The sequence below is a fragment of the Methylobacterium mesophilicum SR1.6/6 genome, from assembly GCF_000364445.2.
GTDB lineage: Bacteria > Pseudomonadota > Alphaproteobacteria > Rhizobiales > Beijerinckiaceae > Methylobacterium > Methylobacterium mesophilicum_A.
In genome coordinates, this window is the sequence record NZ_CP043538.1 from 2,179,143 (window position 1) to 2,198,743 (window position 19,601).

General features: G+C 69.5%; 22 protein-coding genes, 1 tRNA gene and 2 pseudogenes. 16 read left to right on the plus strand and 9 right to left on the minus strand.

From position 1 onward, the window contains the following. The first annotated feature begins 79 nt into the window (after window positions 1-79). The 8 genes from phnG (at window position 80) to phnN (ending at window position 6,465) form a co-directional block, all read left to right on the plus strand. Window positions 80-541: a phosphonate C-P lyase system protein PhnG gene (gene phnG / locus MMSR116_RS10270; RefSeq protein WP_158168719.1), complete on the plus strand. Its 462-nt coding sequence runs from the start codon at window positions 80-82 to the stop codon at window positions 539-541. A 2-nt stretch (window positions 542-543) separates the two neighbouring features. Next, window positions 544-1,131: a phosphonate C-P lyase system protein PhnH gene (gene phnH / locus MMSR116_RS10275; RefSeq protein ID WP_158168721.1), complete on the plus strand. Its 588-nt coding sequence runs from the start codon at window positions 544-546 to the stop codon at window positions 1,129-1,131. A 3-nt stretch (window positions 1,132-1,134) separates the two neighbouring features. Beyond that, complete coding sequence (locus MMSR116_RS10280; protein WP_158168723.1) at window positions 1,135-2,253, plus strand: carbon-phosphorus lyase complex subunit PhnI; 1,119 nt, start codon at window positions 1,135-1,137, stop codon at window positions 2,251-2,253. A 268-nt stretch (window positions 2,254-2,521) separates the two neighbouring features. After that, entirely contained in the window at window positions 2,522-3,313 is a 792-nt protein-coding gene (locus MMSR116_RS10285) for an alpha-D-ribose 1-methylphosphonate 5-phosphate C-P-lyase PhnJ (protein WP_158168725.1), read from the plus strand. Further along, window positions 3,310-4,083, plus strand: coding sequence for a phosphonate C-P lyase system protein PhnK (gene phnK / locus MMSR116_RS10290; protein WP_158168727.1), 774 nt, complete (start codon window positions 3,310-3,312; stop codon window positions 4,081-4,083). Before MMSR116_RS10285 ends, phnK begins: the two co-directional genes overlap by 4 nt. After that, window positions 4,080-4,787, plus strand: coding sequence for a phosphonate C-P lyase system protein PhnL (phnL, locus tag MMSR116_RS10295; protein ID WP_158168729.1), 708 nt, complete (start codon window positions 4,080-4,082; stop codon window positions 4,785-4,787). The genes phnK and phnL overlap by 4 nt, the downstream gene beginning before the upstream one ends. Window positions 4,788-4,798: 11 nt before the next feature. Beyond that, entirely contained in the window at window positions 4,799-5,935 is a 1,137-nt protein-coding gene (locus MMSR116_RS10300) for an alpha-D-ribose 1-methylphosphonate 5-triphosphate diphosphatase (RefSeq protein ID WP_158168731.1), read from the plus strand. Next, window positions 5,935-6,465, plus strand: coding sequence for a phosphonate metabolism protein/1,5-bisphosphokinase (PRPP-forming) PhnN (gene phnN, locus MMSR116_RS10305; RefSeq protein WP_191991890.1), 531 nt, complete (start codon window positions 5,935-5,937; stop codon window positions 6,463-6,465). The genes MMSR116_RS10300 and phnN overlap by 1 nt, the downstream gene beginning before the upstream one ends. 89 nt (window positions 6,466-6,554) lie before the next feature. Here phnN and MMSR116_RS10310 read toward each other — a convergent pair whose 3' ends face one another. Beyond that, the gene (locus tag MMSR116_RS10310) at window positions 6,555-7,403 is read right to left on the minus strand and encodes an outer membrane protein (RefSeq protein ID WP_158168733.1); all 849 of its coding nucleotides are present in this window, start codon (window positions 7,401-7,403) and stop codon (window positions 6,555-6,557) included. Between the two features lie 312 nt (window positions 7,404-7,715). On the opposite strand from MMSR116_RS10310, the pseudogene MMSR116_RS10315 reads away from it, so the two are divergent. Beyond that, window positions 7,716-7,844 (plus strand): annotated as a pseudogene (locus MMSR116_RS10315) (GTP-binding protein); the annotation flags it as partial. Here the strand turns inward: MMSR116_RS10315 and MMSR116_RS32510 are convergent. Then, window positions 7,827-8,061: pseudogene (locus MMSR116_RS32510) on the minus strand (A/G-specific adenine glycosylase); the annotation flags it as partial. The pseudogenes MMSR116_RS10315 and MMSR116_RS32510 overlap by 18 nt on opposite strands. A gap of 301 nt (window positions 8,062-8,362) precedes the next feature. On the opposite strand from MMSR116_RS32510, the gene MMSR116_RS10325 reads away from it, so the two are divergent. From MMSR116_RS10325 to MMSR116_RS10335, 3 genes are all read left to right on the plus strand, one after another. After that, entirely contained in the window at window positions 8,363-9,730 is a 1,368-nt protein-coding gene (locus tag MMSR116_RS10325; protein WP_010681868.1) for an MFS family transporter, read from the plus strand. 84 nt (window positions 9,731-9,814) lie between these two features. Continuing rightward, window positions 9,815-10,993: an alpha/beta hydrolase gene (locus tag MMSR116_RS10330; protein WP_010681867.1), complete on the plus strand. Its 1,179-nt coding sequence runs from the start codon at window positions 9,815-9,817 to the stop codon at window positions 10,991-10,993. Between the two features lie 55 nt (window positions 10,994-11,048). Continuing rightward, window positions 11,049-11,330 carry a DUF2312 domain-containing protein gene (locus MMSR116_RS10335; protein ID WP_010681866.1) on the plus strand — a complete coding sequence of 94 codons (282 nt, stop codon included), beginning with the start codon at window positions 11,049-11,051 and terminating at the stop codon, window positions 11,328-11,330. Between the two features lie 43 nt (window positions 11,331-11,373). Here the strand turns inward: MMSR116_RS10335 and MMSR116_RS10340 are convergent, their stop codons facing one another. Continuing rightward, window positions 11,374-12,363: a phosphoribosylaminoimidazolesuccinocarboxamide synthase gene (locus MMSR116_RS10340; protein ID WP_010681865.1), complete on the minus strand. Its 990-nt coding sequence runs from the start codon at window positions 12,361-12,363 to the stop codon at window positions 11,374-11,376. 370 nt (window positions 12,364-12,733) lie between these two features. On the opposite strand from MMSR116_RS10340, the gene MMSR116_RS10345 reads away from it, so the two are divergent. Beyond that, a complete protein-coding gene (locus tag MMSR116_RS10345) occupies window positions 12,734-13,486 on the plus strand; it encodes a Crp/Fnr family transcriptional regulator (RefSeq protein WP_039892098.1) in 753 nt (250 codons plus the stop codon). Between the two features lie 256 nt (window positions 13,487-13,742). On the opposite strand, the gene MMSR116_RS10350 is transcribed toward MMSR116_RS10345, so the two are convergent. Then, window positions 13,743-13,827: transfer RNA gene (locus tag MMSR116_RS10350), tRNA-Leu, on the minus strand. Between the two features lie 294 nt (window positions 13,828-14,121). Between MMSR116_RS10350 and MMSR116_RS10355 the strand changes: the two genes are divergently transcribed. Then, a complete protein-coding gene (locus MMSR116_RS10355) occupies window positions 14,122-14,703 on the plus strand; it encodes a YqaA family protein (protein ID WP_010681863.1) in 582 nt (193 codons plus the stop codon). Window positions 14,704-14,705: 2 nt separating this feature from the next. Next, window positions 14,706-15,194: a disulfide bond formation protein B gene (locus MMSR116_RS10360; protein ID WP_010681862.1), complete on the plus strand. Its 489-nt coding sequence runs from the start codon at window positions 14,706-14,708 to the stop codon at window positions 15,192-15,194. Between the two features lie 37 nt (window positions 15,195-15,231). Here MMSR116_RS10360 and MMSR116_RS10365 read toward each other — a convergent pair whose 3' ends face one another. From MMSR116_RS10365 to cpdR, 4 genes are all read right to left on the minus strand, one after another. After that, on the minus strand, window positions 15,232-15,687 hold the full coding sequence (locus tag MMSR116_RS10365; RefSeq protein WP_010681861.1) for a DUF1178 family protein: 456 nt from the start codon (window positions 15,685-15,687) through the stop codon (window positions 15,232-15,234). 20 nt (window positions 15,688-15,707) lie between these two features. Next, a complete protein-coding gene (locus MMSR116_RS10370; protein WP_010681860.1) occupies window positions 15,708-16,565 on the minus strand; it encodes a carbon-nitrogen hydrolase family protein in 858 nt (285 codons plus the stop codon). Continuing rightward, on the minus strand, window positions 16,558-16,827 hold the full coding sequence (grxC, locus tag MMSR116_RS10375; RefSeq protein ID WP_010681859.1) for a glutaredoxin 3: 270 nt from the start codon (window positions 16,825-16,827) through the stop codon (window positions 16,558-16,560). Before grxC ends, MMSR116_RS10370 begins: the two co-directional genes overlap by 8 nt. Before the next feature lie 138 nt (window positions 16,828-16,965). Next, a complete protein-coding gene (gene cpdR, locus MMSR116_RS10380) occupies window positions 16,966-17,322 on the minus strand; it encodes a cell cycle two-component system response regulator CpdR (RefSeq protein WP_003603128.1) in 357 nt (118 codons plus the stop codon). A 206-nt stretch (window positions 17,323-17,528) separates the two neighbouring features. Between cpdR and MMSR116_RS10385 the strand changes: the two genes are divergently transcribed. After that, complete coding sequence (locus MMSR116_RS10385; protein ID WP_010681858.1) at window positions 17,529-18,431, plus strand: N-formylglutamate amidohydrolase; 903 nt, start codon at window positions 17,529-17,531, stop codon at window positions 18,429-18,431. A 243-nt stretch (window positions 18,432-18,674) separates the two neighbouring features. Here MMSR116_RS10385 and galU read toward each other — a convergent pair whose 3' ends face one another. Further along, the gene (gene galU, locus MMSR116_RS10390; protein WP_010681857.1) at window positions 18,675-19,544 is read right to left on the minus strand and encodes a UTP--glucose-1-phosphate uridylyltransferase GalU; all 870 of its coding nucleotides are present in this window, start codon (window positions 19,542-19,544) and stop codon (window positions 18,675-18,677) included. Window positions 19,545-19,601 lie beyond the last annotated feature (57 nt).

Sequence of the window (19,601 nt, forward strand, 5' to 3'; positions counted from 1 at the left end):
CCCGTCATCCAAACTTCATTTGCGCCCCTTACGCCAGTTGTCTACACGATTAGACAACCGCGGGGCGGAGAGATTCGCGATGACGACGAGCAGGGGATCGGTCGGCGAGATCGCCGCGCGACAGGACATGATGGCGCTCTGCGCCGACGCCGGGCGGGACGATCTCGAGGCTGCGGTCGCGACGCTCGAGGTCCCGGCGGCCGAGGATCTGCGGCCCCCGGAGACCGGGCTGGTCATGGCCACCGGCCGGATCGGCGGCGACGGGCGGTCCTTCAACCTGGGTGAGGTCAGCGTGACGCGGGCCGCGATCCGGCTCGACGGGGTCGGCACGGGGTTCGCCTACCATCTCGGCCGTGACCGCGCGAAGGCGCGGCTCGCCGCGATCCTCGATGGTCTCTGGCAGGATCCGGGCCGGCGCGGCCGGGTCGAGGAGGCGCTCGCGCCGGTCGCCCGGCGGATCGAGGCCGCGCGCCGGCAGGCCGCCCGGCGCACCGCCGCGACCCGGGTCGACTTCCTGACCCTCGCCCGCGGGGAGGATTGAGCATGCTCGCCCCCGGCTTCGCCGATCCGGTCCACGACGCGCAGGGGACCTTCCGGGCCGTGATGGACGCGCTGGCCCGACCCGGGCAGCCGCGGCCGCTCGTCCCCGGCCTCGCGCCGCCCGCGCCCCTGACACCGGAACTCGCCGCCGTCGCGCTGACGCTCACCGACGCCGACACGCCGGTCTGGCTCGACGCGGCGCTGGCGGCCGTGCCGGACGTCGCGGCGTATCTGCGCTTCCACACCGGGGCGCCGCTCACCGACGACCCGGCCCGAGCGGCCTTCGCGCTCGTCCGCGAGCCCGCGCGCTGCCCGCCGCTCCGCCGCTTCGCGCCGGGCACGCCGGCCTATCCCGATACCTCCACGACGCTGGTGCTGGCCCTCGACTCCCTCATTCCGGGGGAGGGGCTGCACCTGTCGGGCCCGGGCATCCGGGGCGCTGCCCGCGTGGCGCCCGAGCCCGTGCCGGCGGACTTCGTGGCGCAGCTCGCCGAGAACCGCGCGGATTTTCCCCTGGGCGTCGACCTGATCCTCACCGCACCGGGCCGCGTCGCCGGCCTGCCGCGCTCCACCGTCGTGACGGAGGGTTAGCCGATGTACGTGGCCGTGAAGGGCGGCGAGGCCGCCATCGACAACGCCCACCGCCTCCTCGCCGAGGCGCGCCGGGGCGACCCCGCCGTGCCGGACCTCTCGGTCGCGCAGATCCGCGAGCAGATGGCGCTGCTGGTCGACCGGGTCATGACCGAGGGCTCGCTCTACGACCCCGACCTCGCGGCGCTCGCCCTCAAGCAGGCCCGCGGCGACGTGGTCGAGGCGGTGTTCCTGGTCCGCGCCTACCGGACGACGCTGCCCCGGTTCGGGACCTCGGCGCCGGTGGAGACCGGCGCCATGGCGGTGGAGCGGCGGGTCTCCGCCACCTTCAAGGATCTGCCGGGCGGGCAGGTGCTCGGGCCGACCTTCGACTACACGCACCGGCTGATCGATTTCGCGCTGGCCGCCGGGGAGGATGGAGAGGGCCCCGTCGAGACCGCCGCCGAGGCCGAGCCGCGGGCCGATGCCGGATATTGCCCCCGGGTCACCGACCTGCTGGCGCAGGACGGTCTGATCGAGCCCTCGCCCCAGGAGGATGGCGCGCCCGTCGGCGACCTCACCCGCGAGCCGGTGGATTACCCGGCCGACCGGGCCCTGCGCCTCCAGGCCCTCGCCCGGGGCGACGAGGGCTTCATCCTGAGCCTCGCCTACTCGACCCAGCGCGGCTACGGCCGCACCCACCCGTTCGTCGGCGAGATCCGGGTCGGCGAGGTGGCGGTGGCGTTCGTGCCGGAGGAGCTGGGCTTCGCGGTGCCGCTCGGCCGGGTCCGGCTCACCGAGTGCCAGATGGTCAATCAGTTCAAGGGCTCGGGGGCGGCGCCGCCGCAATTCACGCGGGGTTACGGGCTGAGTTTCGGGCAGAGCGAGCGCAAGGCCATGGCGATGGCCCTCGTCGACCGGGCGTTGCGCGCTGAGGAACTCGGCGAGCCGGTGGCGAGCCCGGCCCAGGACCAGGAATTCGTCCTGGCCCATTGCGACAGCCTCCAGGCGACTGGCTTCGTCGAGCACCTGAAGCTGCCCCACTATGTCGACTTCCAGGCCGAGCTGGAACTGGTTCGCCGGCTACGCGCCGAGTTCGCGCGGAAATCCGAATTCGTCGAGATGCAGGAGGCCGCGGAATGAGCGCGACGCACACGGTTCTCCCTCCCCCCTCTCCGGGGGAGGGTGGCCCGCGGAGGGGGTCGGGTCGGGACGTAGTCCCGCAAGAGGGGCAGCGCGACGATGTGGGTTTCGGCTCCCGGCGCGAGCTTTCCGGACACGTCGCTCCCCTCTCCCGACCCCTGCTGACGCAGGGGCCACCCTCCCCCGCAGAGGGGGAGGGGGAGAAGCGGAGCCGACCGCCCCGCAATCCGGCTACAACTTCGCCTATCTCGACGAGGGCACGAAGCGGATGATCCGCCGGGCCATCCTCAAGGCGATCGCGGTGCCGGGCTACCAGGTGCCCTTCGCCTCCCGCGAGATGCCGATGCCGTACGGCTGGGGCACCGGCGGCGTGCAGGTCACGGCGGCGATCCTCGGCCGGTCGGACGTGCTCAAGGTCATCGACCAGGGCGCCGACGACACCACCAACGCGGTCTCGATCCGCCGCTTCTTCGCAAAGACGTCCGGCGTCGCCACCACCACGCGCACCACGCAGGCGACGGTCATCCAGACCCGCCACCGCATCCCCGAGACGCCGCTGACCGAGGGCCAGACGCTGGTCTACCAGGTGCCGATCCCCGAGCCGCTGCGCTTCCTCGAACCCCGCGAGACCGAGACGCGGCAGCTCCACGCGCTGGCCGAGTACGGCGCCATGCACGTGAAGCTCTACGAGGACATCAGCCGCCACGGCCACATCGCCACCACCTACGCGTACCCGGTGGAGGTCGCCGGCCGCTACGTGATGGACCCGTCGCCGACGCCGAAATTCGACAATCCCAAGATGGACGATTGCCCGGCGCTCCAGCTCTTCGGCGCGGGCCGCGAGCGGCGGATCTACGCGGTGCCGCCCCACACGCGGGTGCGCAGCCTCGATTTCGAGGACCACCCGTTCCGCGTGCAGGAATTCACGCATCCTTGCGCCCTGTGCGGGGCGCGCGGCCACTACCTCGACGAGGTGGTCACCGACGATGTCGGCGGCCGGATGTTCATCTGCTCCGACACCGACATCTGCGAGACCCGCGTCGCGGAGGCGGCCCGATGAGCGCACCGCTCCTCTCCGCGCACGGCCTGACCAAGGCCTACGGCAGCCGGCTCGCCTGTGCCGGCATCGACCTCGACGTCACCGAGGGCGAGGTGCTGGCCATCGTGGGCGAATCGGGCTCGGGCAAGTCGACGCTCCTGTCGCTGCTCGCCGGCGAGCTGGCGCCTGATTCGGGCGCGGTCCGCTACCGGCTGCGCGATGGGCAGACCCGCAGCCTCGCGGATCTCGGTCCGGCGGACCTCCGGCGGCTGATGCGCACCGATTGGGGCTTCGTCCGGCAGGATGCCCGCCAGGGCCTGCGCATGGCGGTCTCGGCCGGCGGCAATGTCGGCGAGCGGCTGATGGGAATGGGCGAGCGCCATTACGGCCGCATCCGCGGCCAGGCGCTGGACTGGCTCGGGCGGGTGGAGATCGAGGCGGGCCGCGTGGACGATCCGCCGAGCCAGTTCTCCGGCGGCATGCGCCAGCGGCTCCAGATCGCCCGCAACCTCGTCACCGGGCCGCGGCTGGTGCTGATGGACGAGCCGACCTCCGGCCTCGACGTCTCGGTCCAGGCCCGGCTCCTCGACCTGATCCGGCGCCTCTCGGCGGAACTCCGGCTCGCCGTGATCATCGTCACCCACGACCTCGCGGTGGCGCGGCTGCTCTCGCACCGGATCGCCGTGATGCGGGCGGGCCGGGTGATCGAGACCGGCCTCACCGACCGGGTGCTCGACGATCCCGAGCACGCCTACACCCAGCTCCTCGTCTCCTCGGTGCTCGCCGCATGACTGCGCTCCTCACCTTCCGGGACGTCGCCAAGAGCTTCACCCTGCACCTGCGCGGCGGGATCGTGCTGCCGGTGGTCAGCGGCGTCAGCCTGTCCGTGGAGCCCGGCGAGTGCGTGGTGCTGGGCGGCCCGTCGGGAGCCGGCAAATCTTCGCTCCTCAAGATGGCCTACGGCAATTACCGCTGCGACGCGGGCGCCATCCTGGTCCGCGACGGCGACGCGGTCGTCGACGTCGTCCGGGCGGACCCGCGGGCGGTCCTGGCGCTGCGGGCGCGGGTCATCGCCTACGTGTCCCAGTTCCTGCGGGTGATCCCGCGGGTCGCCGCCCTCGACGTGGTCGAGGCCGCCGGCCGCGAGGGCGGGCTCGACGCCGAGACGGCGCGCGCCCGGGCCAGGGACCTGCTGGCCCGGCTCAACCTGCCGGAGCGGCTCTGGGGCCTGCCGCCGGCCACCTTCTCGGGTGGCGAGCAGCAGCGGGTCAACATCGCCCGCGGGTTGATCGCCGACCGGCCGCTGCTTCTGCTGGACGAGCCCACCGCCTCCCTCGACGCGCAGAACCGCGCGGTGGTGGCCGACCTCGTACGCGAGAAGCTGACGGCCGGAGCTGGCGTGCTCGGCATCTTCCACGACAGCGAGATGCGCGATGCTGTGGCGACTCGGGTGGTCGACGTCACCCGCTTCGCACCGCACGCCCGGGCAGCCTGAGGACCGACGCGATGGACGATTTCATCATCGAGAACGCGACCCTGGTCCTGCCCGACCGGGTGCAGCGCGGCTGGCTCGCGGTCTCCGACGGGGCCATCGCGGAGATCGGCGAGGGCCGCCCGCCCGCCCGCGGCCTCGATCTCGGCGGCGATCACCTGATTCCCGGCCTGATCGAGCTGCACACCGATCACCTGGAGAGCCACTACGCGCCGCGCCCGAAGGTGCGCTGGCACCCGCTCGGCGCGGTCCTGGCCTACGACGCGCAGATCACCGCCTCGGGCATCACCACGGTGTTCGACTCCCTGCGTGCCGGCAGCGATCCCGACGGCAGCGGCCTCGGCTCCGAGCTGGAGCAGCTCGCCGGCGCCATCGCCGCCGCCCGGGACCGGGACCTGTTCCGGGCCGAGCACTTCACGCACCTGCGCTGCGAATTGCCGTCCACCGACGTGCTCGACACGGTGGCGGAGTTCGTGGCCCGCTATCCCGTCGGGCTGATCTCGCTGATGGATCACACCCCGGGCCAGAGGCAGTTCCGCGACATGGCGAAGTACTACACGTACGCCACCCGCGGCGGCCGGCCGATGGACGAGATCCGCGCCAACACCGAGCGCAAGATCCGCGACGGCCAGGCGCTGAATGCGCGGAATCGCCCGGCCCTCGTTCACTTCGCGCGGGAGATGAACATCCCGCTGGCCAGCCACGACGACACCACCCTGGCGGACGTGGAACTGGCGGTCGGCGAGGGCGTGCGGCTCGCCGAGTTCCCCACTACCCTGGAGGCGGCCCGGGCCGCGCACGGGCGCGGCATCACCGTCATGATGGGGGCGCCCAACCTGATCCGCGGCGGTTCGCATTCCGGCAATGTCGCGGCGCTGGCGCTGGCCGAGGCCGGCCATCTCGACATCCTGTCGTCGGACTACGTGCCGGCGAGCCTGCTGATGGCGGCCTTCCTGCTGCCCGAGCAGGCGCCGTCGATCACGCTCCCGGAGGCGCTCGCCACCGTCACGGCCAACCCCGCCCAGGCCACCGGCCTGACCGACCGCGGCGCCTTGCAGACCGGCCTGCGGGCCGACCTCGTGCGCGTGCAGCTCGCCGAGGGCGTGCCGGTGGTGCGCGAGGTCTGGCGCACCGGGCGGCGTGTGGCCTGATGCCGGGCTGCCTCGTCCTCGTGGTCGGTCCGAGCGGCGCCGGCAAGGACACGTTGATCCGGCTCGCCCGGGCGGCCCTGGCCGACGACCCGCGCTACGTCTTCCCCCGCCGCCTCGTGACGCGGCCCCCCTCGGCCGACGAGGACAACGCGGAGATCGACGAGGCCGCCTTCGCGGCCGGTCACGCGGCGGGACGCTTCACTCTGAGCTGGCGCGCGCACGGCCTCGGCTATGCCCTGCCGGCCGAGGCGGGAGTGCTGGCGGCCCGCGGCCATGTGGTGGTCTGCAACGTCTCGCGCCGCGTCGTCGCTCAGGCGCGCGCGGCCATCCCCCGGGTCAGCGTCGTCGAGATCACGGCGCCCGCCGAGATCCTGGCTCGGCGCCTCGAGGCCCGTGGTCGTGCGGAGGACGGCGACCTCGCCGCCCGTCTCGCCCGCGAGGGGCAGGTCGACGCCGACCTGTCCCTCGTCAATGTCGGGGCGCCGCAGACCGCGGCGGATCGGCTCATCGCGCATCTGCGCGCCTGCTGAGCGCCCGGCACGAGAAAGGCGCGCACCGGTCCCGGTGCGCGCCTTCAGAAAACCGGTCCGGGAGGTTCGATCCCGGACGTCCGCGAGCCTCAGAGCCCGCCGAACTTGTAATTGAAGCCGGCGCGGACGATGTCGCCCTCGGTGCGGAAGCGCGACACGTAGCCGGTGCCGGCGCCGACGCCCGGGACCGAGCCGACCAGCACGTTCTTGCTGCCGAGGTCGTAGTGGATGTACTCGGCCTTGATGGTCAGGGCATCGTAGCGCAGGCCCAGGTAGCGGCCGATCGCGAAGGTGTTCAGGAAGCTGTCGGTCGGCAGCGCGAACTCGATACCACCACCGTAGGCAAATCCGGTCTCCACGTCGTCGCGGCGGCCGGCGAAGGCGAGGGCGCCGCCCGGGGTGAAGAAGCGCGCGTCGTAGAGGACGCCGCCGTAGGCGAGGCCGCCCATGCCGTACACCATCACGCGATCGAAGGCGTAGCCGACGCGGCCGACGAGGGTGCCGACCCAGTCGGTGCTCTGGCGGAAGGCGCTCAGCGCGTTGGTGGTGCCCAGGTAGTACCGCCGGCGGTTCAGATCGGTCCAGTCGACGCTGTTGGCGACGCCGACGACGATGCCCGAGCCGGGGGTGAACTGATAGTTGTAGCCGACCGTGCCGCCGATGTTGGCGAAGCCGTCATCGGAGATCGAGGTCGCCGCCGGGCGGGCGCCGGTCGCCACATTGGACGCGTTGACCGGCGAGATGCCGAGGGTGTTGATCCGCTGCCTGTCGGTGAAGACGTAGGAGGTCTCCAGACCGCCGTAGAAGCCCGTCCAGGTGAAGACCGGCACGGGGGTGAAGACCGGCGGCGGGGCGGCCCGGCGCGGCAGGTCGGCGGCCGAGGCAGCCGTCGTGACCAGAGCCGTCGCGGCGCTGGCGAGGAGGAGCTTCTTGAACATGGGGCGGGAATCCGGAGCTTGGGCGATGTTGCGAACAGTTAAGCTCCGCAGCGCCCGTTTCGCTATGCCCTGCGTGCCACACCGTGACTTGAAAGCGACCGGTTACTCTGGGGCATTGGTATTCCGCCGGTTCATGATCGACCGATGTGGCTTGACAGCGACGCCGCGCGGGGCGCCCCCGTGCGCGCCGGACCTTGATCCAAGGCGGCCGACCCTCTAAGCGGACCGCGTTTTGCGCCCCTTTTTCCGAGTTCGGGGCGGCCGACCAGGATCCGGGGCCCCCGTGTGGTCCCCGCCGCAGGAATGGGAATCATGGGCAAGGAAAAGTTCTCCCGCACCAAGCCGCACTGCAACATCGGCACGATTGGGCACGTTGACCACGGCAAGACGTCGCTGACGGCGGCGATCACGAAGGTTCTGGCGGAGACGGGCGGGGCGACGGCTGCCCGGGAGCGGCGTCTCCACCGCGTAAGCGCGGCTTAAGACCCGCTCGACGTTACCGTCGACGGCGGCCTCAGGCCGGTCGAAGGCGATCGCCGCGATGGCCCCCGCCGTGTAGGCGCCGATCGCCCGGCAGTTTGCGCAGGCCCTGGCCGTGTCGGGAAACCGCCGCCCGCGCCGCCACCGCCGCCCGGGCCGCCCTGCGCGAACGCGGTCGCCGCGCCCGCGACGACGATGACGGCCGCGACCGTGTCCCTGAGTATCCGCTTCATGGCCTCTCCTCCTGCGATTGTGGGAGCGCATTGTGGGAGCGCCTGCGACGCCCGCGCCGGGCCGCAACGGGCCCTCGGGCCAAACCGTTCCGTCGGGAGGCCCAAACAGACGGGATGACACCGTCGTGCTCTGTCCTCGGCAAAGCGCCATCACGGACTTGCGATCAGGAGCGGCCTCTGTAACGTCCCGCCGCACGAAGAAGAGCCCGGCCGCTGCCGGCGCCGATACTGATCGACGGAGACGCCATGTCCGCCCCGCGAAACGACACGATCGGTATCGCGCCGACGAGCGCGCTCGACGAGGCCGCGGACCGGAAGCGCCGGATCTGGGCGATCGTCGGCTCGTCTTCGGGCAATCTCGTCGAGTGGTACGATTTCTACTGCTACGCCTTCTTCGCGCTCTACTTCGCGCCGGCCTTCTTCCCCAAGGGCGACTCCACCAGCCAGCTGCTGCAGACCGCCGGAATCTTCGCGGTCGGCTTCTTCATGCGCCCGATCGGCGGCTGGCTGTTCGGACGCATCGCCGACCGCGTCGGGCGCCGGACCTCGATGGTCATCTCCGTCCTGATGATGTGCTTCGGCTCGCTGCTGATCGGCATCCTGCCGACCTACGAGCATGTCGGCACCCTCGCGCCCGTCCTGCTGCTTCTCGCGCGCATGCTCCAGGGCCTGTCGGTGGGCGGCGAGTACGGCACCTCGGCGACCTACATGAGCGAGGTCGCCATCAAGGGTAAACGCGGTTTCTTCGCCTCGTTCCAGTACGTCACGCTGATCGGCGGCCAGCTGCTCGCCTCGCTGGTCCTGGTCCTGCTCCAGACCGTGATGAGCGGACCGGAACTCACCGCCTGGGGCTGGCGCATCCCGTTCTTTATCGGCGCGGGACTCGCCGTCGTTGCGCTCTACCTGCGCCGCTCTCTGGCCGAGACCAAGGACAGCAGCGACAAGGAGAACGCCGGCACCTTCGCCGAGCTGTCCAAGCACTGGCGCGCCTTCCTGGTGGTGGTGGCCTATACCGCCGGCGGCAGCCTGAGCTTCTACACCTTCACGACCTACATGCAGAAATACCTCGTCAACACCGCCGGCATGCCCAAGACCTCGGCCTCGCAGGTGATGACCGTGGTTCTGTTCGTCTACATGGCGATCCAGCCGATCTTCGGCGCGCTGTCGGACAAAATCGGCCGCAAGGCCAACATGCTGCTCTACAGCGGGCTGGGCACGCTCATGGTGGTGCCGCTGATGACGGCGCTCGGCACCAACAAGGACCCTTATCTCGCCTTCGCGCTGATCACGCTCGGGCTCGCGGTGGTGTCGTTCTACACGGGCATCAGCGGCATCGTGAAGGCGGAGCTGTTCCCCACCAACGTGCGCGCGCTCGGCGTCGGCCTGTCCTACGCGGTGGCCAACGCCACCTTCGGCGGCACGGCCGAGTTCGTGGCGCTGTGGTTCAAGGACAACGGCATGGAAAGCACGTTCTTCTGGTACGTGACCGTGCTGATGGCGATCGCCTTCGTGGCCTCGCTGATCATGCCGAACCCGAAGGTCCACGGCTATCTCGACGGCGCCGGGACCGTCGAGGAGGCGCTCGGCAAGAAGCCGCGCCTCGCCCACGCCTGAGTGGGGCCGCCCGGCTGGACCGGTGCGGCATTTCCCGATGATATGCCTCCTGTCGGGCGCGCCAGACGCCCGCGGGAGGATACGATGCTCAAGATCGCCGCGGTCGGCGCCCTGACCATCCTCGGTCTCGTCGCGACCAGCAAAACCCGCGCGGAGGACGCGGCGCCGTTCAGGCCGACGCAACCCGCCGGTTATCTCTTCGTCGGCGGCCGCTACGAGACGGCGAAGGACAAGACATTCGCCCGCGGGCAGATGTTCGTGGAGTACCGCGCGCCCGCGCGGATCACGCAGCCTTACCCGATCGTCCTCGTGCACGGCACCGCGCAGACCGGGACCAATTTCCTCGGCACGCCCGACGGGCGGCCCGGCTGGGCGGACCGCTTCGCCGCCAAGGGATTCGCGACCTACGTGATCGATCAGGTCGGCCGCGGCCGATCAGGCGGCGACGCGGAGACCTACGGTCCCTACGCCCGCCTGCCGGTCGAGGATCTGGAGACCGTCTTCACCGGACAGGAGCGGTTCTCCCTCTATCCGCAGGCCAAGCTGCACACGCAGTGGCCCGGCGGACCGGGCATGCGCGGCAACGGCGCCTTCGACCAGTTCTACCAGTCGCAGGTGCCCTACATCGCGAGCGCCCTCAGGAGTGAGGAACTGGTCGATCCGGCGCTGATCGCGCTCCTGGAAAAGATCGGGCCGGCGATCCTGCTGACCCACTCCCAGGCCGGCGTGTTCGGCTGGGCCGTCTCCGATCAGCGGCCCGACCTCGTGAAGGCGCATGTCGCCGTGGAGCCTAACGGACCGACCTTCTACGATATCCGGTTCAAGGGCGGGACAGATTGGTACGAGCGCGTCGGCGACGCCCGCGCCCGGCCCTACGGCATCACCCGGGTTCCGCTGCACTTCGAGCCGCCCGTGAGCGGTCCCGCGGACCTCACGGTGGTCCAGGCCGATCAGCCAGCGCGTCCGGATCAGATCCGCTGCTGGCTGCAGGCCGAGCCGGCGCGGACCCTCCCGAACCTCGCCAGGGTGCCGGCCGTGATCGTGACGGCCGAGGCGTCGTTCCGCGCCACGATGGATGACTGCACCGCCGCCTTCCTGACGCAGGCTGGGGCCAAGCCCGACCGGTTGGCGCTGGCCGAGCAGGGCATCCACGGCAACGGCCATATGATGATGCTGGAGTCGAACAGCGACGCAGTGGCGGACGCGATCGTCGGCTGGATCGAAGCCCGGACCGGCGCACAGCCCGGGAAGCGCCGGCCTTAACCCGCCGCTTACCCTGTCCCGGCGAGGGTGATCCGGTCATCCGACGAGGGAACGCATGACCGACATGACCGACACCGTAGGCGTTGCGGGCGACCGCATCCGCTCGATCATCGAGCGCGTGGAGCGGCTGGAGGAGGAGATCAAGGACCTGATGGAGGCCAAGAAGGAGGTCTTCGCCGAGGCGAAGGGCGAAGGGCTGGACGTCAAGGTGCTCAAGGAGATCCTGAAGATCCGCAAGCAGGACAAGGACGAGCGGGACGAGCAGGAAACCCTGCTCGACGTCTACCTTCGCGCCATGGATGCCCCCTCCCCGGCGCCGATCGCGCAAGCGGCCTGAGACAGAGCCAGGGGGCGGCGCCCGGCGCGCCGCCCCATCCCTGTCAGGCGCGTGAGGGCGTCCCGAGATAGGCCGCGAGATTGCGCCGGATGCGGGCGAGCGGCTCCTCGGCGGGATCGGGCAGCACGAAGCGCGCGCCCGTGATGGTCTCGTAGGCGCGGATGTAGACCGCGGCCGTTTCCAGAACGACGTCGGCAGGGATCTCCGGGATCGGGTCCGTGTAGGGATCGCAGCGCGCGACGACCCAGTTCCGCACGAAATCCTTGTCGAAACTCTCCGGGGCCGCGCCGGACGCGAAGCGTTCGGGATAGCTCTGGGCGAACCAGTAGCGACTGCTGTCCGGCGTGTGGATCTCGTCGGCCAGGACGATGCGGCCGTCCGGATCGGTGCCGAACTCGTACTTCGTGTCGGCAAGGATCAACCCGCGCTCCCCCGCGAGGGCTTGCCCGCGGGCGAACAGCGCCAGCGCCGCCTCCGACACCGTTCGCCACTGCTCAGGCGTCAGCAGCCCGCGCTCCAGGATCTCGCCCTCGGTCAGGGGCTCATCGTGGCCGCCGTCGAACGCCTTCGTGGTCGGCGTGATGATGGCCCGGGGCAGGCGCTCGTTCGGCCGCATGCCCTCCGGGAAGCGGTGACCGTACATGTCGCGCTCGCCCGCCCGGTACCGTGTCAGGATCGAGGTCGATGTGGTGCCCGCGAGGTAGCCGCGCACCACCACCTCGACCGGCAGGATCTCCAGGCGACGGCCGACCACCACGTTCGGGTCCGGATAGGCGATCACGTGGTTCGGGCAGATATCGGCCGTCTTCTCGAACCAGTAGCGCGCGGTCTGGGTCAGCACCTGCCCCTTGAAGGGGATCGCGGCCAGCGCGCGGTCGAAGGCACTGATACGGTCCGAGGTGATGAGCACGCGCCGCCCGTCCGGCAGGTCGTAATTGTCCCGCACCTTGCCCCGGTAGTGGTTCGGCAGTTCGGGCAGGGTCGCCTCACGCAGAACTTGATGTGCGTGCGGAACGAGGTCGGCCGTGTTCATCGGGGCTGTCCGTCAGACTGCGCGGCGATCACGCCGCCGCGCCTGTGTGCGCGGAGCGACCGGAGATTTCCAGTCCCCGGCGGGCACCGCGGACATCTGCGGCAAGATTCCGGCTTGGTGCCGGCACCATGTCCCGCGTCCGGACTGGCCGGCGGCTTGGTCGATCGGGTTTCGACGCCCGTTCCGCCGCTCAGTGTCGTCGGTATAGGGCGGAGCCGCGGCCGGTGCCGTACCGTTCCGAGCCCGCTGCTTGACCGGTTGAAACATACTAGTCGGGCTCGAGACCCGGCCCTATCCTACTGACCACTGCACATTGTAGGCATCCGGGTGGCCGCGGGGACGGGCGACGCCGCCTGACAGCCGAGGCCCGATGACAGGATCAACGCATCAGTCGAGCAGGCATCCGTTCCTGCGCAAAATCGAGAGCCTCGCCCTGTTCAGACCGAGCGAGGCGGAGCTCGCGGCCTTGAATGCTCTGCCCATGCAGATGGCGACGATCGAGGCTAACCGGGACATCGTCCGGGAAGGTGACCGCCCGTCCCGCTGCTTCGCGGTCTTGGAGGGCATCGCCTGCACGTACAAGTCGACGCGGTCCGGAAAACGACAGGTCATGGGCTATCACGTGCCCGGCGACGTGCCGGACTTCCTGAGCCTCCACCTGGAAACCCTCGACATCAGCATCGCCACAGTCAGCGCATGCCGCCTCGGCTTCGTTCAGCACGAAGCGGCGCGCGCCATGCTGCGCGCGCACCCACGGCTCAACGACGTGTTCTGGCGCGCGACGCTGATCGACGCCGCCATCGTGCGGGAGTGGATGCTCAATACGGGCCGGCGGGAAGCCTTCGCCCGCATGGCCCACCTGTTCTGCGAACTGGTGATCCGCCTCGGCGCGGTCGGGCTCGCTCCGGACCGGACCTGTGACATCCCCATGACCCAGCCGGAACTCGCGGACGCCCTCGGCATCACGCCGGTCCATGTGAACCGGACCATCCGGGACCTCAAGGCCGCCGGCCTGATCACGCTACGCAGCCGCCGCCTCACGGTTCACGACTGGAATGGACTGGTATCGGCGGCGGAGTTCGACCCCACCTACCTGCACTGCCGCGATCAGGACGCGTCGTAGACCGCCGGCTGCGCGCTTGACGCTGAGGCCCTCTCCGTCAGGTGAGTCAGTCGGTCAAGGTAGTCCGCGGCCGCTCTGCCCGTAGCGAACGCGGTCGCGGGACTCCGCCAGGAGCCGAGGTCAGCAGGTCCGAACCTGGGGCGACCCAGCGGTAGCGGAATTCTCAAGCTCGCCGACCGGGAAAGAAATCCGCGCGTTCGCGCAGCGAGAGGCGCGTCATGGCCGATGCGGCGCTTGGTTCCTGGGCCGGGACTGATGGTGCGGGTGGTCGGACTCGAACCGACACTCCTTGCGGAACCGGATTTTGAGTCCGGCGCGTCTACCAATTCCACCACACCCGCATCGAGTCGCGTTGGCGACCCGATTGCTCCTAGCGCAGTTTGCCTCCGACCGGGAGTCCCGCCACGAGCTGCGATCGGCGTCTCGCCTTACACTGGAGGCAGAAGCTTCGCCGGTCGCTCGACCGCCGCACTATGGCGGCGCCGGAATCCGCCGCGAGGTCGGCAGGATGTTGCTCGGCGCACGTCGGGAGAGGGCTGAAGGGACCGAACGGCTCGGTTGTCCAGTGAGCCGATCTGGCCAAGGCGAGGCGCCTATGCTCAAAGGGCGGCCGGTTGTTCGATACGGTAGGTTGAATGCTCCGCCGGCTCTACGCGTGGATCCTGGCCCTCAGCGGCAGGCCCTCTGCGCCCTACGCGCTCGGCGCAGTGGCCTTCGCCGAGAGTTCATTCTTCCCGGTGCCGCCCGACGCCATGCTCGTGCCCATGGCGGTGAGCCGTCCCGATCGCGTCTGGTTCTACGCGACGATCGCGACGGTGGCGTCGGTGCTGGGCGGTCTCGTCGGCTACGCCATCGGGGCGCTTCTGTTCGATTCCGTCGGTGCGTGGCTGATCCGCCTCTACGGCCTGCAGAACTCCGCGGCCACCTTCCAGGAATCGTATGCCCAGTACGGGCACTGGGTCATCCTGCTAAAGGGCCTGACGCCGATCCCCTACAAGCTCGTCACCATCACGTCGGGCTTCGCCCATTACAGCCTGTTCTGGTTCACGGTGCTGTCGATCCTCACCCGAGGCGCGCGGTTCTTCATCCTCGCCGGATTGCTCGGTCGATACGGCGTTCAGATCCGCGGCGTGCTCGACCGGCATCTAAATGCCGTGGCGGCGATTTCCGTCGCGGTCATCATCCTCGGCTTCCTGCTCTTCAAGGTGATCCTGTAGCGATGAACACGGCGGCTGCACTGCGTGTGAAGACGGCGGGCCTCTGGCTCGCGATCCTGGCCGGCCTGATCGTGGGCGCCGTCCTCGTGATGCAGTACGGATACGGCTACGCGCCCTGCAAGCTGTGCCTCACCGAGCGCCTCCCCTACTACGCCGCCGTGCCGCTGGGCCTGATCGCGCTGTTCGCGCCCGAGCGTCTTGGGCGGATCGCTCTCGGGCTCGCGGCGCTGGGCTTCCTCTACGGGACCGGCATCGGGATCTACCATGCCGGAGCCGAATGGGGCTTCTGGCCGGGGCCCGCCGATTGCGGGGGCGGCACCGGCGCCAATCCGGGGCAGATCGGCGAATTCCTCAACGCGCTCCAATCGACCAAGGTGGTCGACTGCTCGGTGGCGGCGCTGCGGGTCCTCGGGGTCTCCCTCGCCGGGTGGAACGCCCTGGCGTCCTTTGTCCTGGCCTCCCTGGCCGGCAGCGCGGCCGCACGGGCCTGACCGGGGCGGGCCGTCCGGAGCAAGCTGGCACAAGGTCTCAGTTGCGGTCGTCGGGCAGCAGAGGCAGGGCGGCCACGTCGATACCCTCGTCGATCAGCGCGCGCGCTTCCGCGGGACTCGCGTCGCCGTAGATCGCGCGGCCTTCCGCCTCGCCGTAATGGATCTTGCGCGCCTCTTCGGGAAAGCGCGCGCCGACATGCTCGGAATTGGCCACGAGGTGCTCGCGCAGGGCACGGAGCATCGCCCGCACCTGCCGCTCCGGCTCGGCCACCAGGGTCACGGGTGCGGCGGCTTGCGCGGGCGGGTGAGCGGGCTGACGCTCCCCATCGGTGCGCGCGACGCTCGGAGCCATCAGCGCCTTGCCGACTTTCGCGGTATCGCAGACCGGGCAGGCGACGAGCCCACGGGCGACTTGCGCATCATAGGAGTCGGACGAGGGGAACCAGCTCTCGAAGCCGTGGCCGGCCTCGCAGACGAGACTGTACCGGATCATGATGGAACTTGCTGTGCTGCTTACTGCGCGGCCTGGATCTTCGGACCGACGCGTTCAACGGTGAAGGGGCGCCCGTGCTGGAGCGACGGGATGCGCGCGCGCGCGTCGGCGACCTGCGCCACGTCGATCTCCGCCAGGATGACGCACGGCTCGGATCCGCCCGCGTCGGCCAGCACCCGACCCCAGGGATCGACGATCACGGAATGGCCGAACGTCTCCCGCCCATCCTCGTGCAGGCCGCCCTGCGCCGCGGAGATGACGAAGGATCCCGTCTCGATCGCCCGTGCTCTCTGGAGAACATGCCAATGCGCCTCGCCCGTCTGGCGGGTGAAGCACGCGGGCGCAGTGAGGATCTCGGCCCCGGCTTCGGCGAGCGCCCGGTACAGGCCGGGAAAGCGGATATCGTAGCAGATCGTCAACCCGAGCATCGCCCACGGGGTGGGCGCGACCACCGCGCAGGCCCCGCCCGTATAGGTCGCGGATTCACGCCAGCGCTCGCCGCTCGGCAGATCGACATCGAACAGGTGCAACTTGTCGTAAGAGGCGACGACGTCACCGTCGCTGCCGATCAGGTAGGCTCGGTTGGCGATCTTGTCGCCCGACCGCACCGCGATCGAGCCGATCTGCACGACGACGCCGGTCTCGCGCGCGACCTCGCGCACAGCCGCCAGCGTTCGATCCTGCGCCTCAGTGGTGACCTCGGCGAACAGCCGTTCCCGGCTCCGCTCCACCAGGGACGTCATCTCGGGCGTCTGCACGAACGCCGCACCGCGGCCCGCCGCTTCCCGCACGCCTGCGACTGCCGCGTCGCGGTTCGCCTCCGGGTTCCGGCCCGAACGCATCTGGACACAGGCAGCGGTGAAGCGCGACTCAGGCATCGGCCGTATCCCTCAAGAGCGGGTCGAGCTTGCCGGCACGGTCGAGGGCGTAAAGATCGTCGCAGCCGCCCACATGGGTGTCGCCGATGAAGATCTGCGGGACGCTCGTCCGTCCTCTGGCGCGGTCGACCATCGTGGCGCGCGCGCCCTGCACGCGCTCGACGTCGATCTCTTGGAAGGACGCCCCCTTCTCTTTCAGCAGGCTCTTCGCCGCCGAGCAATAGGGACACCAGGCCGTCGTATAGATGGTGACCGGCTGCATGGAATAGGTCGTCTCGCGCCTCAACTCCGCTCATATAGGAGCGCGCGACAGCAAATTCCTATGCCCGCGTGGTCACAGGCCAGCACTCCGCGAGCGATGCTCCGGTCGCGGCGCTTCGAGATCGTCCGAGGAATCCGGTCAGGCAGCGAGAAGCTTCTCGACCTCGTTGACGAGATCGCGCAGATGGAAGGGCTTCGACAGCACCTTCGCGTCCTTCGGCGCCTTGGAATCGGGGTTGAGCGCGACGGCCGCGAATCCCGTGATGAACATGACCTTGATGTCGGGGTCGAGTTCGGTCGCCCGGCGAGCGAGTTCGATGCCGTCCATCTCGGGCATGACGATATCGGTCAGCAGAAGCTCGAACGGCTCCTCGCGCAGCCGGTTGTACGCCGAGAGCCCGTTGTCGAACGACAGGACGTCGTAGCCCGCGTTTTGCAGCGCCTTGGCCAGGAACCGGCGCATATCGTTGTCGTCTTCCGCCAGCAGGATTTTCATCGGCCGGATCCGAGCCTTCGAGTCGAGAAGTTGATCCCATAAAGGGAGGCGATGGTAAACAAGGTGTTAGGATGGCAACCGCAGAATGAACCGCGATGCCCGAGGCGGCTGCCTGAGCCGCCAGCCATGGAGTGGACAGGCGGCCGATCGCGCACCACAGTGCGGGTCTGCCGCGCTCGCCCAACCGCCGGGGTGTCCACCAGCCGATGACTGCGCCTGAACCGGTCAAGCCAGACGCCTTCGGATTCGCCCCGGCCTTCGCGGTCGATGAACCGGCGGCGCACACCCTGCCCTTCGTCTTCAATACCGGCCATTCCGGAGCCGTCTACCCCCCGGACTTCATCGCCGCCTCCCGGCTCGACGCCCTCGCCCTCCGGCGCTCGGAGGACGCCCACGTCGATCGCCTGTTTGCCCCAGTGGTGACGCTGGGTGCGCCGCTCCTGCGCGCGAACTTCCCCCGCGCCTTCCTGGACGTCAATCGGGAGCCGTTCGAACTCGACCCGCGGATGTTCGAGGGGCGGCTGCCGCCCTTCGCCAACACCCGGTCGATGCGGGTCGCGGGCGGCTTGGGCACGGTCCCGCGCGTGGTCGCCGACGGGCAGGAGATCTACGCCCGACGCCTGCCGGTGGGTGAGGCCACGTCGCGCATCGACGGTCTCTACAAACCGTACCACCGCACGCTGCGCGGCCTCATCCAGCGCACGGTGCGGAGCCATGGTCACTGTGTCCTCATCGATTGCCATTCGATGCCGTCGACGAGCCTGGGCCGCGACACGGACAGTAAGGCCGATGTCGTGCTCGGAGACCGCTACGGCACCGCCTGCGCGCCGAGCCTGATCGACAGCGTCGAGGTGGCTTTCCGCGCACGAGGCTTTCGCGTCGTGCGCAACAAGCCGTACGCGGGCGGCTTCATCACGGAGCATTATGGAGAGCCGAATTTCGGCAGGCACGCGCTCCAGATCGAGGTCAATCGGGCGCTCTACATGAACGAGGTGAGCCTCGCGATCGCAGCCGGCTTTCCCAGCCTCGTCGCCGCGCTCGAGTCCATCATCGCGGAGGTGGCGGCCGACCTCGGCGATCTCACGCCGAGCCGGATGGCCGCGGAGTAGGCATCCGCTCGCCACGGCCGATATCGCGCCCGCAATCGAAACAAAAAAGGCCACTCCCGAAGGAGCGGCCCGAAGTCTAGGGAGGAAACGCCCAAGAAGGGCAGCGAGACCGCGACGCCATCGCGATCTCGCAACGCACAAATTAAAGTGCGGCGCACAAGATGCAAGGCCGAAATCGGCGTCTCGCCTGCGCGCCGTGCATACCTGATTCACGCCGGCCTATCGCGAGCGCCGTGCGCCCCCTCAGCCGTGGGACTTCAGGAGCTTGGCGATCTCGGCCTTCAAGGGTCCTGCCAGATCCTGCCGTTCCAGCGCATAGGCGAGGTTGGCGGTGAGGAAGCCGATCTTCGAACCGGTGTCATAAGTCCGGCCATCGAAGTGCATGCCGAAGAAATCCTGCTTCTCCATCAGGTCGATCATCGCGTCGGTGAGCTGGATCTCACCGCCTGCGCCCTTCTTCCCGTGTTCGAGGATCCCGAAGATTTCGGGCTGCAGGATGTAACGCCCGGAGATGATGAAGTTCGACGGCGCCGTGCCCTGTTTCGGCTTCTCGACCATTCCGGTGATCTGAAAGGATTGACCGTAGGTCTCACCGACGCTGACGATTCCGTACTGGTGCGTGTCCTCGGGTGCCACTTCCTCGACGGCGATGATGTTGCCGCCATGCCGCTCATAGGCCGACAGCATCTGCTGCATGCAGCCGCGGCTGAGCATGTCCGGGAGCAGCACCGCGAAGGGCTCGTCGCCGACGATCTCGCGGGCGCACCAGACCGCATGTCCGAGGCCGAGCGGAGCCTGCTGGCGGGTGAAGCTTGTCTGGCCGGCCTTGGGCAGATCCTTCTTGAGTTCTTCGTAGGCGGCCGTCTTGCCCCGTTCCTGCAGGGTGTGATCCAGCTCGAAGGCAATATCGAAATGATCCTCGATCACCGCTTTGCCGCGGCCTGTCACGAAGATGAAGTGTTCGATGCCGGCCTCCCGCGCCTCATCGACCACATGCTGGACAACCGGCCGGTCGACGACCGTGAGCATCTCCTTCGGGACCGCTTTCGTCGCGGGCAGGAAGCGCGTGCCAAGCCCCGCCACGGGCAGGACGGCCTTGCGGATGGGTTTCATCGGACGGTAACCCCGGCACTGGTTGAAACGACGTGGTCGACGATGCGGCGAGTGAGA

What these genes read in the sequence shown, in the direction of transcription:
- phnN (WP_191991890.1), top strand. Translation starts at nt 5,935, where the DNA reads ATGCCGGGCTGCCTCGTCCTCGTGGTCGGTCCGAGCGGCGCCGGCAAG.
- MMSR116_RS10385 (WP_010681858.1), top strand. Translation starts at nt 17,529, where the DNA reads ATGACTGCGCCTGAACCGGTCAAGCCAGACGCCTTCGGATTCGCCCCG.
- phnH (WP_158168721.1), top strand. Translation starts at nt 544, where the DNA reads ATGCTCGCCCCCGGCTTCGCCGATCCGGTCCACGACGCGCAGGGGACC.
- galU (WP_010681857.1), bottom strand. Translation starts at nt 19,544, where the DNA reads ATGAAACCCATCCGCAAGGCCGTCCTGCCCGTGGCGGGGCTTGGCACG.
- MMSR116_RS10325 (WP_010681868.1), top strand. Translation starts at nt 8,363, where the DNA reads ATGTCCGCCCCGCGAAACGACACGATCGGTATCGCGCCGACGAGCGCG.
- MMSR116_RS10340 (WP_010681865.1), bottom strand. Translation starts at nt 12,363, where the DNA reads ATGAACACGGCCGACCTCGTTCCGCACGCACATCAAGTTCTGCGTGAG.
- MMSR116_RS10345 (WP_039892098.1), top strand. Translation starts at nt 12,734, where the DNA reads ATGACAGGATCAACGCATCAGTCGAGCAGGCATCCGTTCCTGCGCAAA.
- phnG (WP_158168719.1), top strand. Translation starts at nt 80, where the DNA reads ATGACGACGAGCAGGGGATCGGTCGGCGAGATCGCCGCGCGACAGGAC.
- phnL (WP_158168729.1), top strand. Translation starts at nt 4,080, where the DNA reads ATGACTGCGCTCCTCACCTTCCGGGACGTCGCCAAGAGCTTCACCCTG.
- MMSR116_RS10335 (WP_010681866.1), top strand. Translation starts at nt 11,049, where the DNA reads ATGACCGACATGACCGACACCGTAGGCGTTGCGGGCGACCGCATCCGC.
- phnK (WP_158168727.1), top strand. Translation starts at nt 3,310, where the DNA reads ATGAGCGCACCGCTCCTCTCCGCGCACGGCCTGACCAAGGCCTACGGC.
- MMSR116_RS10360 (WP_010681862.1), top strand. Translation starts at nt 14,706, where the DNA reads ATGAACACGGCGGCTGCACTGCGTGTGAAGACGGCGGGCCTCTGGCTC.
- MMSR116_RS10370 (WP_010681860.1), bottom strand. Translation starts at nt 16,565, where the DNA reads ATGCCTGAGTCGCGCTTCACCGCTGCCTGTGTCCAGATGCGTTCGGGC.
- grxC (WP_010681859.1), bottom strand. Translation starts at nt 16,827, where the DNA reads ATGCAGCCGGTCACCATCTATACGACGGCCTGGTGTCCCTATTGCTCG.
- MMSR116_RS10330 (WP_010681867.1), top strand. Translation starts at nt 9,815, where the DNA reads ATGCTCAAGATCGCCGCGGTCGGCGCCCTGACCATCCTCGGTCTCGTC.
- MMSR116_RS10285 (WP_158168725.1), top strand. Translation starts at nt 2,522, where the DNA reads ATGATCCGCCGGGCCATCCTCAAGGCGATCGCGGTGCCGGGCTACCAG.
- MMSR116_RS10365 (WP_010681861.1), bottom strand. Translation starts at nt 15,687, where the DNA reads ATGATCCGGTACAGTCTCGTCTGCGAGGCCGGCCACGGCTTCGAGAGC.
- MMSR116_RS10355 (WP_010681863.1), top strand. Translation starts at nt 14,122, where the DNA reads ATGCTCCGCCGGCTCTACGCGTGGATCCTGGCCCTCAGCGGCAGGCCC.
- MMSR116_RS10310 (WP_158168733.1), bottom strand. Translation starts at nt 7,403, where the DNA reads ATGTTCAAGAAGCTCCTCCTCGCCAGCGCCGCGACGGCTCTGGTCACG.
- MMSR116_RS10300 (WP_158168731.1), top strand. Translation starts at nt 4,799, where the DNA reads ATGGACGATTTCATCATCGAGAACGCGACCCTGGTCCTGCCCGACCGG.
- MMSR116_RS10280 (WP_158168723.1), top strand. Translation starts at nt 1,135, where the DNA reads ATGTACGTGGCCGTGAAGGGCGGCGAGGCCGCCATCGACAACGCCCAC.
- cpdR (WP_003603128.1), bottom strand. Translation starts at nt 17,322, where the DNA reads ATGAAAATCCTGCTGGCGGAAGACGACAACGATATGCGCCGGTTCCTG.